The organism is Terriglobia bacterium (assembly GCA_020073085.1).
Lineage (GTDB): Bacteria > Acidobacteriota > Terriglobia > JAIQFV01 > JAIQFV01 > JAIQFV01.
Map to the genome: position 1 here is coordinate 1 of JAIQFV010000054.1, position 14,122 is coordinate 14,122.

Annotated in this window: 11 protein-coding genes; 4 read left to right on the plus strand and 7 right to left on the minus strand. The window is 56.4% G+C overall.

What is annotated here, in order from left to right:
• The first annotated feature begins 530 nt into the window (after positions 1-530).
• The 3 genes from LAO21_22750 to LAO21_22760 all read left to right on the plus strand — a co-directional run bounded on the left by LAO21_22750 (position 531) and on the right by LAO21_22760 (position 5,870).
• Entirely contained in the window at positions 531-1,592 is a 1,062-nt protein-coding gene (locus LAO21_22750) for a hypothetical protein (protein MBZ5555536.1), read from the plus strand.
• 414 nt (positions 1,593-2,006) lie between these two features.
• Positions 2,007-3,860: a VWA domain-containing protein gene (locus LAO21_22755; protein ID MBZ5555537.1), complete on the plus strand. Its 1,854-nt coding sequence runs from the start codon at positions 2,007-2,009 to the stop codon at positions 3,858-3,860.
• 120 nt (positions 3,861-3,980) lie between these two features.
• Positions 3,981-5,870 carry a VWA domain-containing protein gene (locus LAO21_22760; GenBank protein ID MBZ5555538.1) on the plus strand — a complete coding sequence of 630 codons (1,890 nt, stop codon included), beginning with the start codon at positions 3,981-3,983 and terminating at the stop codon, positions 5,868-5,870.
• A 365-nt stretch (positions 5,871-6,235) separates the two neighbouring features.
• Here the strand turns inward: LAO21_22760 and LAO21_22765 are convergent, their stop codons facing one another.
• On the minus strand, positions 6,236-6,640 hold the full coding sequence (locus LAO21_22765; GenBank protein ID MBZ5555539.1) for a PIN domain-containing protein: 405 nt from the start codon (positions 6,638-6,640) through the stop codon (positions 6,236-6,238).
• On the minus strand, positions 6,612-6,872 hold the full coding sequence (locus LAO21_22770; protein ID MBZ5555540.1) for an AbrB/MazE/SpoVT family DNA-binding domain-containing protein: 261 nt from the start codon (positions 6,870-6,872) through the stop codon (positions 6,612-6,614). Before LAO21_22770 ends, LAO21_22765 begins: the two co-directional genes overlap by 29 nt.
• Before the next feature lie 582 nt (positions 6,873-7,454).
• Here LAO21_22770 and LAO21_22775 point away from each other — a divergent pair.
• Positions 7,455-8,225, plus strand: coding sequence for a N(G),N(G)-dimethylarginine dimethylaminohydrolase (locus tag LAO21_22775; protein MBZ5555541.1), 771 nt, complete (start codon positions 7,455-7,457; stop codon positions 8,223-8,225).
• A gap of 2 nt (positions 8,226-8,227) precedes the next feature.
• Here LAO21_22775 and LAO21_22780 read toward each other — a convergent pair whose 3' ends face one another.
• The 5 genes from LAO21_22780 to LAO21_22800 form a co-directional block, all read right to left on the minus strand.
• Positions 8,228-8,725: a GNAT family N-acetyltransferase gene (locus LAO21_22780; GenBank protein MBZ5555542.1), complete on the minus strand. Its 498-nt coding sequence runs from the start codon at positions 8,723-8,725 to the stop codon at positions 8,228-8,230.
• 187 nt (positions 8,726-8,912) lie between these two features.
• Entirely contained in the window at positions 8,913-9,146 is a 234-nt protein-coding gene (locus tag LAO21_22785) for a CopG family transcriptional regulator (GenBank protein ID MBZ5555543.1), read from the minus strand.
• Complete coding sequence (locus LAO21_22790) at positions 9,136-9,396, minus strand: BrnT family toxin (protein MBZ5555544.1); 261 nt, start codon at positions 9,394-9,396, stop codon at positions 9,136-9,138. Before LAO21_22790 ends, LAO21_22785 begins: the two co-directional genes overlap by 11 nt.
• A 210-nt stretch (positions 9,397-9,606) precedes the next feature.
• Positions 9,607-11,850, minus strand: coding sequence for an insulinase family protein (locus LAO21_22795; protein ID MBZ5555545.1), 2,244 nt, complete (start codon positions 11,848-11,850; stop codon positions 9,607-9,609).
• A complete protein-coding gene (locus LAO21_22800; protein MBZ5555546.1) occupies positions 11,847-13,289 on the minus strand; it encodes an insulinase family protein in 1,443 nt (480 codons plus the stop codon). The genes LAO21_22795 and LAO21_22800 overlap by 4 nt, the downstream gene beginning before the upstream one ends.
• Positions 13,290-14,122 lie beyond the last annotated feature (833 nt).

Consider the following 14,122-nt stretch of genomic DNA (forward strand, 5'->3'; position numbering starts at 1 on the left):
CCCTGTCTACGCTTCAACTGCGTCACCTCACGGTGGCCCAGGCAAGACTCGGGGTCAGGATGGTTCGCTACTCCTTTCCTGTGCAGTTCTTTCATCTGCGACTTCATGCCGGTTTATCCCGGCGCTCGGACAGACACCTTCTCTTAAGCAACTTCGCAGGACGGCAACAAGGTAGGTGTCTGTCCCTCTCTACTCGCACCATCGACCCCGGCAAGCGAAATGTATAACAACCCGGGCCATTCCGGTGAAACTATCTTTGACTCTCCAGCATCGAATTCAGGAGATGTTCCACCTCCCCTTAGGCGGCTATCACGAGAAACCGTGCCGACAAGGGAATAAAAAATCATTATTAGGAGGCTAGGAATGCAGAAAGTTTAAAACCTTTAATCTGAAAGATATGTGGTTCTCCCGTCGTGGTGTTTTCCATCAACTTAGGATTTCCCGGTTTCCTGGCTTCCTAATTAAATCCGGGTTTGGTTCCGGCTCGTTCGGGTTAGGGTGATGAATGTCATGCTCCCGGAGGTTTTGTGATGAATCGATGGCTCGCGATCCTGGCTTTCTTCTGCGTCGTGATTCCCCTTCCCGCGCAAATGGGCCCTGGTTCTATTCCTCTACAGAATCCTGCGAGCGCTCAAGAAGTCCAAACCGTTCGAGAACTGTTGTACTCACCGGAGCTCAAGAATCAAGCTTGGGCCGCCTACCTGGCTGAGAAATACGGCTTGGTGGAGTTCATTCCCGATCTCGAAAAGCTGCTTCGGCCGGTATCTTCGGAGGCAACAATCCACAGCCAGCCCGAGACCGAACAATTGTTCCTTAACCGGATCGTTTTGGGGGCCCTGATTCAACTGAACGCCTCTCTCTCGTCGAATGGCTTGATGGCTTTCTACGAAGCATTCCCGGACGAAGTAATTATTTTAATGGCGAATTCGCCGAAAGAGCACGAGGACGCTCTGCTTTCAATGATCCGAAAAGAAATGACCCAGGACCGATGGCTGGCCGCCTCGAATCTCCTGGCGAACATCCGGACCCCAGGTTTTGCGGCGCAGCTAGTAAAAGACCTTAAGATCGTTGTCGACTTGACCGTGGTAGACCCAAATCGAGGACCTGGCGTGGGAGCAGGCTCGGCCAGCGTTGGAGTTGGATGTGGATTCTACTGGACTCCTCCCGGATTTCCACCCTGGGTTCAATATCAGTTCACCACTCTTCCCCAGCGGGGAGACGTCGTACTTGCTCCGGGACCTCACACCGTCTACTACCATCGTGGGTGGGCTTCAAGTGATTCCGAAGTGGATCGAGATCTGTACCGGCGCGAGTACCTTGCATATCTCCTCGGAAAAGAACTTTCATCATTCACCTTCAATCCGAGGGCGTATCACACGATTCAATGGAAAGGGCCTGAAGAATTCACGCGCGAACTCACCCTCCTGTGGGAAAGCAAGAAGAGCATGTTTCAGATGCTGGTTCACGATCTTAGAGTGAGCCACCTGTTGTCCGATGCGGAAGCCGAGTCATTGAGGCCGAACATTTCACTCCAGGTGCGTGATTCGAGGCAAGACCAATCCATCCCGTTGCAGATCCCTCAATTCAACTGACGATCGAGGTCAAACCCGGTGTGGCCGTGCGATCGGTACGGCGCCGGTCTCCACTCAGTTCGAGGGAAACATTCAAAAGCCGTTCTAGTCGGCCCCTCCCAGCAACGGCCCCCCTGACAGTTCATACCCCGTCGCTCTGAACCCACACCTCACGTATGCATCACTCTGTCCTGGCATTCTATTTGCATCAACAGGCAACCTGTCAACCCCCTTCGGCGTCCTTACAGGTAGGGAATGGGAGGCTGTGAGGACGCCCAGGGGTTCAATCAGAAGATTCCCGTTCAATATCACGCCTGGTCGTCACTCAACCCATCAACCAGTACTTGCCTGACAACGTTTCTTCTCAAGGGGTGAATCTCTGAATCTTACAATTTAGTCGATCTTCGACCGCAGGTTCACGGGAAGGAGAAACCCATGCAAATCATGACCCGGACCAGGCGATTAATTCTCCCAAGCACTGCCATTCTTCTTTTTCTTTTCTTTTTCTCATTTTCCATTGTTTCCAGCCAGGAGTCTCCTCCCGGCACGATCCGCGTCCGCGTGACCCTTATTCCGGTGGACGTGCGCGTGACCGATCCGAAGGGCAAGCCCATTCTGGACTTGAAGCAGGAGGACTTTTCGGTCTTCGAAAACGGCGTACGGCAGGACATCCGGCATTTTTCTGTGGAAACACTCACGGCGACCGTTTCAGGTTCCGCCGACAAGGCGCTTCTGCGAAAGGTTCCCCGGCTGGAACTGGTCCCGCAGACGGCACGAACCTTTTTGATCCTGCTCGGCCGGGGCCGACTGAATCGCCCTTTCAAAGGTGTCGACGCCCTGACCCAATTTGTACGAAATGATCTTCTGCCCCAGGATCGCGTGGCTGTGTTTGCCTACAATCGCGCGACTGATTTCACCACCGACCACGAACAGATCGCGCAGGTGCTCGAGCGGTACAAAACGATCCATGAGAAGATTGAATCACAACTCGACCTTCGTTCCAGAGGGCTGGTTGCCATATACGGAAGTAAAGAAATCCCCAAGTCGTTTCAACCCGATATTGACACAATCTTCGAAGCCCACGGAGCCATCGGTTCGCGCCAGGTGCCTCCCGGACACATCACTGATTCCGGGCAGTTGGTGAGGGATTTAAACCAGGCGAGCCAGACGCTGCAACGGATGGAGACGAACGCCGCCTTCAACCCCACCACTCCGGTGGGGCAGGCAGTAACACCGGAAACAAGTCCCCCCTCGGTTTCGCCCTTCGACCGCCTTCAAGCCGAAGCGCTCACCGACCTGCCCTTTGAAGATTACGTGAGCACAGCCACCACGACCATGCAGGATCTCCGAAACATCTATACTGCGATCGAGTACCTCCGCTACATTGAGGGGGAGAAGCATTTAATGTTTTTCACTGAGAACGGCCTGTTTCTTCCCCGGCTGGAAAATGACAAGAGTATCGCCGCCATGGCCAACGACGCCCGGGTCGTGATTGATACCGTTCAGACCGGCGGCGTGGATGCATCATTCGGTTTTTCCTATGCGAGTGCATTGCCACGTAAATTCGTTGGTGCGGAGACCCCCGAGGAACAGCAGATGATCCGTGTGGGCGCGAGTGGGGCATTTGCGATGTCCACGCTGCGCAATATATCGCAAATGACCGGCGGCGTGGCCTCCGTCCGTGAGAAAACTCAGATCGCCCTGGCACGGCTGAATGAAGTGACCCGGGGAGGATACCTGCTGGGTTACTATCCCACGGACAACACATGGAACGGACAGTACCGGCGTATCACGGTGAAGGTCACTCGTCCCGACGTGAACGTCTCCTTCCGGCACGGTTACTACGCTCACGACACCCTGGAGCCGTATGACCAGGAGGCATTTCTTTCCTATAGCCGCATCACGGCGGCCGCCGGCTACACCGAGGACATCAAGGATCTGCCCTTTCAGTTGGAAACCAAGGAAGACCGGTCTGCCCCAGGAAATCCTCAAGTGGTGGTCAGCTTGAAGGTTGACGCGTCACGGGTCCCCTTCCAAACCGTGAACGGCCTCCGCCAGGGAAAGCTTTACATTACCGTTTTCTACGGAGACCCCAAGGGGAAGAACCCCGCAGACCAGTGGGAGACCCTGGAGATGAACCTGCGCGAAGGAACCTTTCAGCGGGTGATGAAGGAGGGCATTCCGTACTCCATGCGCATCCCGTTACAGGGATCCAACCAGGCCCTTCGGGTCGTCGTTTACAACTACGACAGCGACCGCGTCGGCAGCCTCATGACCAAGGTGAAATAGGGCGAAAACGCGGACCGCCACCCCCTATTCACTTGGACGGGCCTGAAACTGGTGGTTGTCCTGAAGAGTTCATGCTATTCCACCTGTCTTTCACCGCAGGTTCGCCGGAAGGAGGAACCCATGCAAATCAATACCGGCACCAAGCGATTCATTCTCCCAGGCACCGCCGTACTTCTTCTTCTCTTCCTTTTATTCTCCTCAATTTCCTTTGTGTCCAGCCAGGAGCCACCCCCCGGCACGATCCGTGTCCGTGTGACTCTCATCCCGGTGGACGTGCGGGTGACTGATCTGAAGGGCAAGCCCATTCTGGACTTGAAAAAGGAAGATTTCTCGATCTTTGAAAATGGCGTGCGGCAGGATGTTCAGCATTTTTCCATTCAGAATTTTTCGACGATGTCCGCCGAGCCCGGAAAGAAACTGCTCCTGCGCAAGATCCCCCGGGCGGAACTGACACCTCAGACCTCCCGGACCCTCCTCATCCTGTTCGGTCGCGGTCGATTTCAGAAACCCTTCAAGGCCGTCGACGCCTTGATTCATTTCGTGCGGAACGGCATGCTGCCACAGGATAGTGTGGCGGTCTTTGCCTACAACCGGGCCACCGATTTCACCACCAACCACGAAGAGATCGCCCAGATCCTGGAGCGCTACAAGAAATTTCACGAAAAGATCGAATCGCAAATGAAAATAAGGTTCAGTGGTCTGGCCTTAGAATACGGGAGTCGGGAAATACCTGATCCCATTCAACAGCAGATCGACACCATCTTCGAGGGCCCCGGCGAGATAGCCTCCCGCAGGGTCTCGCCCGCTCGAGTTCCCGACGACACTGGGCTCTCTCAGGAGACTCAAAGGGCAGGCACGGCCACAATAATAAAAGAAATGGTTGAGTCGTCCTCCCCAACGTCAGGCATCGGCCGTCTCCAGGTGATGGACATGACGGAGCGAGGTAGTCTCTCCTCTTTGAGTCGACTCCCTTTCACCTCACAAACCGACCTCCCCCCGGAGGAGTATTCTGACCTCGTGTCCGGCGAGACTGCACAGGATCTCCAGAGCATTTTCTCTGCCATCGAATATTTGCGTTATCTGTCGGGAGAAAAACACTTGATGTTTTTCACTGAAAATGGGCTGTTTTTGCCGACCCTGGGTCACGACAAGAGCATCGCGTCTATAGCCAACGATGCGCGCGTGTCGATCGATACCTTCCAAACCGGAGGCCTGTTCATGGAAGTGGCCGCTGGAGGTATATACCTTCCCTCCTCAGAAGGGGTCCCTTTCAATGCTGATCCATCCTATAGCCGACCTCCTGCCGCTTCATCCGTTCAGATGGGGGTGAGTGTCACACGCATCTGGGCCCTTTCCAGCCTGCGCAATATCTCCCAGTGGACGGGAGGACAATCCTTCATCCATTCCAGCATTCCGGGTTCCCTGGCGCAAATGAACGAAGTCACCCGGTCCGATTACCTCATGGGCTACTATCCCAAGAATCCCAAATGGGATGGTCAATACCGCCGCATTACCGTGAAGGTAAATCGACCCGGAGTGCTGGTCTCGTATCGTCATGGTTACTATGCCAGCGAGACTCTGGAACCTTATGATCGCGAAGCCTTCCTGAAATACAGCCGCATCGCCTCGGCGGGGGGGTACGAGTACGCAATAAAAGACCTCTCCTTTAAGGTAAACATCGCAGCGGACCGCTCCGATCCCAAGAACCCCCGGGCCAAATTGGATCTGGTGATCGATCCATCCAAGGTCGGGTTCGCTGTCGAGAAGGGAGTGCACAAAGGCGAAGTGGACATCGCGATCTTTTACGGGGATCCGCATGGGCGCTCGGTAGAAAGCAGGTGGGACACTTTACACATGACGTTGAATGACGAGACGTACCAGAAGGTCATGAAAGAGGGGATTCCGTTTTCTACACAGATCCCGCTCCAGTGGAATGGTCAGACGGTCAAGGTGGTCGTTTACAACTACGACAACGACCGCATCGGCAGCCTGATGACCAAGGTCAAGTAGGGGAAATACAGGGCAGCCACACTGAATTCCCTTTCCATTCAGAGGCCCGGAGGGCTGCTCGAGTGTAGCCCGTCTGTCGAAGATCCGCCGTGGCGAAAGCCCCGTCCGCCGTAGGCGGAGGGCGAGGGCGGGGTAAGAATCCGACGACATTCTAAGCCCCGGAGGGGTGAAAGAACGCCTTCATTTTCCAAAACACCTCGTGTCAGACCCAGAATGGATTGGGGGTCAGATCGAACCTACACAAATAGATTCTGCCTCTATGTCCTCCGGGAGCTAATCAGAATGAGGGTTCTCGCGACTTTTCGATTGTATAAAAGTTCAGACCTGAACAATTTTGGACTCTTTCGATGGCTTAACGTCCCAGTTTATTCTGCGCGCCGTGCGAGTCGGTTCAAGTCGGCATCAAAGGTAAACAGGCGGTCTCCCCCTGAGGCGGCCTTGGCGAATAGGATGCAATCCACAATGTCCATGCCTCGTTCTGAAAAGAGGGCCAATGCGCTGATCAAATCCTGCCGGTCGTCATTTGCAATCCCCTTATAATGCAAAAGATCGATGAGACTAAAGGCGGCCCGGTCTTTCGGGACCTTGTATATCTTTGTCAGGACGTAGACGCACTCGGCAACGACGCTTTCGAGGATAACGGCTCTCGTTTCGCCCCGCTTCACTTGATCAAAAAATTCCTTCGCCTTTGCATGCCAGCTCGGGTGATCGGCGACTAGATACCGGACGATGGTGTTGGTGTCAGGAAGATTTCTTTCCGGTTTTTTCACGGACCGCGACCTCCCACGCCTCTTGCTTCCTTTGCTTCATGGAGACGTGACCCTTGACGTTTCCTGCAAATTCTCTCAGCGAAGCCGCTGCGTCTCGCACCGGCTTTACCAACACGAGATCGCCCTCCACCTCGAAATACACGGAGCTGGCCTTCAGTTTTTCCCGAATGGCCTTGGGAATCGTGACTTGACCTTTTCGAGTAATCTTCACCGCACCCGTCGTCATCTGCATTCACCCTATTTTCTCCATATTCATTACTTATTGAAAATGTAATACTATTCGGAAAGGTTGTCAATATCCAGCCTTCCGCTCGGGGGGCCTGTCCCCGATCCTGGTCCTCTTCTATTGAGGTTGAGAAAATATCGTGACAGAGAACATTCCGAACCGAGGAGTCACCGGCCCTTGCGGCTCTGCCGCCTCCGCCTCGGCGGACGGAAAGTCTCGGCCTTTCCGGCTTAGCCAAATCCTTTCACCCCCTTTTGAGGCGCTCAACGTCCGTGTGGACCGCAATTCACCGCCTTGCCCTGCACATCTCTGTCCTGTGTCCAGGCGCGAGCCCGTTTATCGGGCGAGCCTGTTTATTCTTGAGAATTCAGGCCTGACACGGCCTTCCTGCGGTAGACTCAGACGTCGGAAGGCGCGAATGGTAAGCGGAAATCATCGGCGCGAAATATTGTTGTTTGGAAACAGCGCTCCCGCAGCCAAGGCAAATCGCCAGGGTGTCGGCTTTTGGTACTGGAAACTAAAGAAGAGCAAGCCGCCAACGCTTCGGGAGAGGCGTCCAAGTACATCCGTGACTCAGGAGAGAGATTCATGTTCAAAAATGCCGTGGTTCGACCGCCCGCTGCCAACTTCGCCGCGGGGCTGACGACTGCTGACCTCGGGGCGCCCATTTATGCGAAAGCCCTGGAACAGCACCGAAGATACTGCGAGGCCTTGCAGCACTGTGGTCTGGCCTTGACGAAATTGGAGGCTGATCCGCACTATCCCGACTCCACGTTTGTGGAAGATACGGCCATTCTCACTGACCGATTCGCGATCCTTACTCGCCCCGGCGCGGTCAGCCGGAGAGGAGAAGTGGCGACTATCAAAGACACGCTTGCCCGGTTTTACCCGAAGTTACACGCCATCATATCGCCCGGCACGGTGGATGGCGGAGATATCTGCGAAGCGGGCGATCATTTCTTTATTGGCATCTCACAGCGGACGAACAAGGAGGGAGCGCGGCAACTGGCTGGAATTTTGGCGCAGGAGGGATACACATCGACTTGCATCGACATTCGGCGAATCAAGGGCATTCTCCATCTCAAGAGCGGCCTTTCCCACCTCGGTGATAATCGATTGGTCTTAATTGGCGCGCTGGCAGATCAGGCGGGCCTTGCGGGATATGACATCGTCCACGTCGAGCCCTCCGAGAACTACGCGGCCAATTGTGTGCAAGTCAACGAGGTTGTACTGCTTGCGGCGGGGTACCCGGCTTTACAATCCAGTCTGATCCAGCTGGGTTACTCTGTGATCACCCTGGAGATGTCGGAATTCCAAAAGATGGATGGCGGATTGAGTTGTCTATCGCTCCGGTTCTAAAATCATTCGCGGCCGACCTTGTCGCTTCTCCGCTCAGTCAGCACCGTCGTCCTCCAACGACCGTTCAGTTGCGCAATCCGCTCCCGGTGCCCAACGACTCGAAATCCACACCTCTCTTGAAGCCGCAGACTCGCGGTGTTCTCTTCGAAGGTGCTTCCCTGGAGTGTCCAGAATCCCTCCCTCTCCGAATCCTTGATGATCCTATCGAGAAGGGCCCTGCCGATCCCCAGCCCCCGCGCTGCTCGCGCCACGTACACACTGACCTCGGCGACGCCGCGGTAGCATCGCCGCTTGGAAACGGCAGATAACGCCGCCCATCCCAACACCTTGCCGTTGGATCGGGCGACGAGCCGACACACTGGCAGATGCATTTCATCCCAAACCTCTTGACTTGGAACGCTCGTCTCAAAGGTTGAATCTCCGTCCTCAATCCCCTCCCGGTAGATTTCCGCGACCTGCGGCCAATCGGCAAGCATCATGGACTCAATCGAGAATTCCATCTTATTGTAACCAGCTGTTGGCGAAACACGCTGCGAACTGTGTCTTCATCGCCGATCTCTTAGGCGTAACTCATCATCGTAGGCATGGTCTCTGCCTTGGCGAATGTTATACCTGCGGCACCCGAAGAACGTCCGGGTTCAGATCGGAGAAATGTCCTCGATCCCGATTTGCCCCCAAACTATTCCCTCATTTCAAGGTGGTTTCTTCCTTCAGCCGTTCAGAAATCCATATCTTGATAATGGACTGACGCGTGACTCCGAGCCGTTGGGCCTCTTTGTCGAGGGAGTGAATCATCCAGGAAGGAAAGTCGACGTTCACGCGTCTCGGTTCCTGATTGGCTCTTCGGGCTCGGGACAAATCCAGGACTTTGCTGATGTCCTCGCCACGGTCAAATTTCTTATCAAGTTCCCTAGCTTTCATAGAGGGCCTCCTCCTCTTTCCTGGATCGCCTGACGGAGATGATTCTGATCCTTTCGTTGCGGCAGGTGATGATGGCGGACCAGAAAATCCCCTGGATCCTGCCGATCACCAGGAATCTGGGTTCATCGTCCGTTCGAGCGGGGATCTCGAGCACATCGGAGTCTTCCCAGAGCTCTTGAGCCTCAACAAAATCAATGCCGTGCTTTGACTGATTAGCCCGGCTTTTTTGAGGATCAAATTCAAATTCCATAAAGGTATAAAAAATATACCAAAAGAAGAACCATGTCAATATCCGGTCTGGGACTGGCAGGCGCTGAGGCAAATCGATGGACGAGAGGAGAAGAGGGGGAGAAAAAGGCTTCGGAAGTCTCTCAACCTTACTGAAGATCTCAGGGGAACTCATCATCGCGGGCATGGGGTTCGCCTTGGCGAACCCCATGCCCGCGGCACCCAGTCAGATTTACTTCGGTTTACTGAATACGGTTGGATCGGGCTTGGTGTTCACCTGGACGGAGGAGGCGGTCACGCTGCCGCTCTTGGCCCCGTCGCGATAAGTGGTGTGCTTGTACGGGAACTGGAGTCCTTCTACGGCCTTGAAGTCGCTCCACAAATCCAACACCTCGGCGGGTCCCTGAAGTCCCGTCTGCTTAAAACGCGCCCCCACCAGCATCCGGGTGGCGGGATCGAAGTAGAGCTTGGTCGGGCCGGCGGGCGATGTCCATTCGGCGGCGAGCAGCTTTTGACCTTCCACCTCCTCCTCACCGATGAATTTCACTTCGCTCTTCCCTTCCAGCGCCTGTTGGAACAGCCCCCAACCCGCCGTCAGTGCGATGGTGCGCAGATTCTCTGCATTCAATGCGGGAGGGAGATCCATCGTCCCCTGGGGGGATTGCAACCAGCTCGACTTCCCGTCAAATCCCGTTTTAATCGCAGCCATGGGAAGCGTTATTTCAGCCCGGATGTGGTCCGGGTAGGCGACGACTACCGAGGTCTCCACCGGGAAGGTGCCCTGCGGAGTGATGAATTCACCTTGTCCCTTGAATTCAACGCTTTCGATCTTGGCGAGCCGTGCTCCGCCCGCCGCCTCCGCCGCCGCGGTGAGGAGCGCCTTGCCGCGTTCAAGCGACTCCGGGGTGGCCGCCACGCCGGTCACCTTCGGCTTCCTGAGATCCGGGGTCAGCAAGTCCACCTGGTCGAACGGCAGCTCTTCAAACTTCGCCTGGGGAAAGTCCTTATGAAGGGCTTCTCCGAACGCCTTGACATTGCCCACCAGGACCAGGACCAGGTTGTTCGAATCAAAGTAGCGCCCTGCGATCTCTTTCACCTTCGCGGGGTCCACCACCATGATCTTTTGCTGATAGACATCGTTGTAATCGGCCGGCAGGTTGAATTGCACCACCGTGAGGGTACTCGATGCCACATTTTCCGCGGTTTCGGACTGGATGGGAAACACGCCCGCCAGGTAGTCACGCGCGAAGTCGAGTTCTTTGGGGTCGAGCCCGCCGGTCGACATCTTCCCAATCAAATCCACGACCAGCTTGGTCGCCTCGACCGTGGCCTCGGTGCGCGTGAAGGTGGACGCGGAGAAATCACCCGCCTGCTGGTAGCTGTTGAACGATGAATAGGCGCCGTAGGTGAGACCCTTCTTCTGGCGCACTTCGGTCGAGAGCCGCGAGTTGAAGCCGCCGCCGAAGATGCGGTTGGTGACCAGCAGTGGAATGTAATCCGGGTTGTTTCGCGGAATCCCCAGACGGCCGACGCGGATCTGCGTCTGGTTGGCATCCGGTTTATCGACTAAGAATACCCGCAGACCCTGGACGGGCGCTGGGGCGGGCGAAGTCTGAGCCGCGACGTCCCGTTTCGGCCACACTGCGGCGCCGAGATATTTTTCAGCTGCGGCAAAGGCTGCGTCCGGAGCGATGTCGCCCGCAAAAGCGAGCAACGCCTGGTCCGGGGTATAGTGATCGTCCCGGAAGTGGATGAGATCGTCGCGCTCGATCGCACGCAGCGAATCGGGCGTGCCGTTGCCGGGCAAACCATAGGGGTTCTGGCCATACAACAGCCGGCTGAGCATGGCACCGGCGATGTATCCGGGATCGGAGTATTGCACCTGGAGGCCGGACAGGGCCTGCTGCCTGCGGCGATCCACTTCCTCTTTCTTGAAGGCGGGATGGAGCAGGATATCTGAGAGCAAATCCATACCCAGGGCGAAGTCCTTCTTGACGACCCGGACGGTGAGGCGAGTATCGTCCTTGCCTGCGCCGGCATTGAGACTGCCCCCCACAAAATCGATGGCCTCGGCAATCTGCTCGGCAGAGCGCGTGGCCGTGCCCTGTGTCAGCAGGTCGGCGGCGAGGTTGGCGATCCCCGGCTTTCCTGCGGGGTCGTTTCTCGACCCGGCGCTCATGAGCACCAGGCGTACCGCCACCAGGGGCTGCCGGCTGTCGGAAATGACAAAGACACGCACCCCGTTCGAAAGCGTTCGAGTGACCGCCTTAGGAAACCGGTACGGGGTTGCCGCGGCGGGCGCGGGCATCTGAGTTACGAGCTTCACCCCGGAAGGAACCGCCTCTCCCGTTTTCTTTTGCTCCGTGGATTTCGATGGGGCAGCCGGTGGCTTGTCGGTTGACTGAGACCATGCGGCGGGGGCCGACAATAAAACCCCACAGAGGATTATTCCCAAACCGTATCGAGTGAGTTTCATTGGTTGTTCCCCCCTTGTTTGGCCTCTGCCTTTGGAGGCTCGATCAACATGATGGTGCGATGCGAAGGATCCAGGTACTCCTTCGCCACCCGCTGAATGTCGGCGGGAGTCACGCGCAGAAACTGTTCCAGTGAAGTATTGACAAGGTTCGGATCGCGTCCGATCACCGCGGCGCGCCCGATGGCGTCGGCCTTCTCCTGGTCGGTCACCCGGCCCAGAATGTCGCTGGAGATCTGCTGGTTCTTCGCTTTCTGAAGCTCCTCGGCACTCACCGGTGCAGTCCTCATGTCATCCAACACACCCTGCAACGCTTTTTCTCCATCCGGGACGCTTTTCCCCGGATTCAGAACGGCAAAGGCGAGAAAGAGGTTGGGATGCTCGGTGAAGTTGCCGATGCCGGCGGTCTGCAGGGCGACCTGATCTTTGTAGACGAGCTGGCGATAGAGCCGGCTGCTCTCGCCACCGGAAAGGATATTCGAAGCCAGTATGAGGGGGTAGGAATCGAGCGTGAACTCGGCCGACATATGGTAAGCCTCGATAATGGCGGGCAACGGCGATTCTGAGCCGTACCACTTTGAGAAGCGACGTTCGGTGGTTTGAGGAGGCTCCTGCACAGTGACGCGGGGAATCGGGGCGGCCGGCTTTGGGATCCCCGAGAAATATTTTTCGACCCAGGCCACGGCCTGGCTGGCAACAAAGTCACCAACGATGACCATTGTGGCGTTGTCCGGGCGGTAGAAGGTCCGATGAAACGAACGCACATCCTCGAGGGTGGCCTTGTTGAGGTCGTCCATGCTCCCGATGGTGGTGTGCTTGTACGGATGCACCGTGAAGGCCGCGTCAGCCAGATCCTCAAACACGCGGCCGTAAGGCCGGTTCTCCACCCCAACGCGGCGCTCCTCCTTGACCACCTCGCGCTCCGATTTGAAATTCGCCTCGTCCACATTGAGGCTTCCGAGTCGGTCGGCCTCGAGCCAGATGACCCGCTCGAGACAATTGGAGGGGAAGGTCTGCCAGTACACCGTGACGTCATCGTTGGTGTACGCGTTGTCAAAGCCCCCGGCGGCCTCGATGATGCGCGAGTGCTCGTCCGGCCCGACGTGCGCCGACCCCTTGAACATCATGTGCTCGAAAATATGCGCAAAGCCCGTACGCCCCGGCTTCTCATCCTTGGATCCAACGTGGTACCAGACCTGGAGGTTGATGACCGGAGCCGAACGATCCTCCACCATCAGCACGTGGAGTCCATTGGCCAGCTGGTGAGGCTGGATGTTCAAATGGAGAGGCCGGACAGTGGCTTCTGCCTTCGACGGTGCGGCGGCCGAAGCAGGCTTCATTGCCGGCTTGGCTTGAGCGGCCCCGACTGAAGGCGAACCGGCGAAAACCGTCCAGGCAATTGCAGAACAGAATAAGACCCATACAATTCTTCGTCGAATCATGAAATGCTCCTCTTTGGCTTATCTACAACAGTTGTGTCGACCCTGGCAAAAAGTGAATTTCAAAAACAAACCTGGGATATGGGGTGTCAAAAACGGTCCATCTGTGATGAATACGAGTTTTTCGCCGCGGCGGTTTCTCGATGAAGGTCCGCGGCCTGAATTTCTGCCTTTCTCATGGGATCAGGGTGCGGTTCGAGTCACTGAAATCAGGCTTCGAAAATCACCGGAGGATGGTTACTGGAACTCTGAGTACAGACGGCGCAGGATTCTCGGGCAAACGAGCAGCGATGTTATCAGGGTGCGGGCGCCCGGTCAATGAAGGAAGCGGAAAACCGGGGGTCAGATTGGGATGGCGCAGGCACGCAAAGACTCGGGTGCCGCAGATATGCGTTTTGTGCATGTCTGCGCTGGCCAAGACTCGGGTGCCGCAGATATGCGTTTTGTGCATGTCTGCGCTGGCCAAGACTGGGGTGCCGCAGATATGCGTCTTGTGCATGTCTGCGACGGTGAGGACCGGGGGCCCTTCGTCCGCCTCGGCTTCATCTGCAAAGGTAAACCCCCAGGACGCGATAGGCTCGGGACCGATGCGCAGGCATGCAAAGAGCGCATGCCCGCGGCACCCTCACGATTATTTTCCAGGATGGGGGTGCCGCAGATATGCGTCTTGTGCATGTCTGCGATGGCCAAGACTGGGGTGCCGCAGATATGCGTCTTGTGCATGTCTGCGACGGTGAGATCTGGAGGGCTCTTCGTCCGCCTCAGCTTCGCCCGATAGAACTCACTGGTCCCGTGGGTCGCTTCACCCAGCAATACGATATCGGCATCGCCATAGC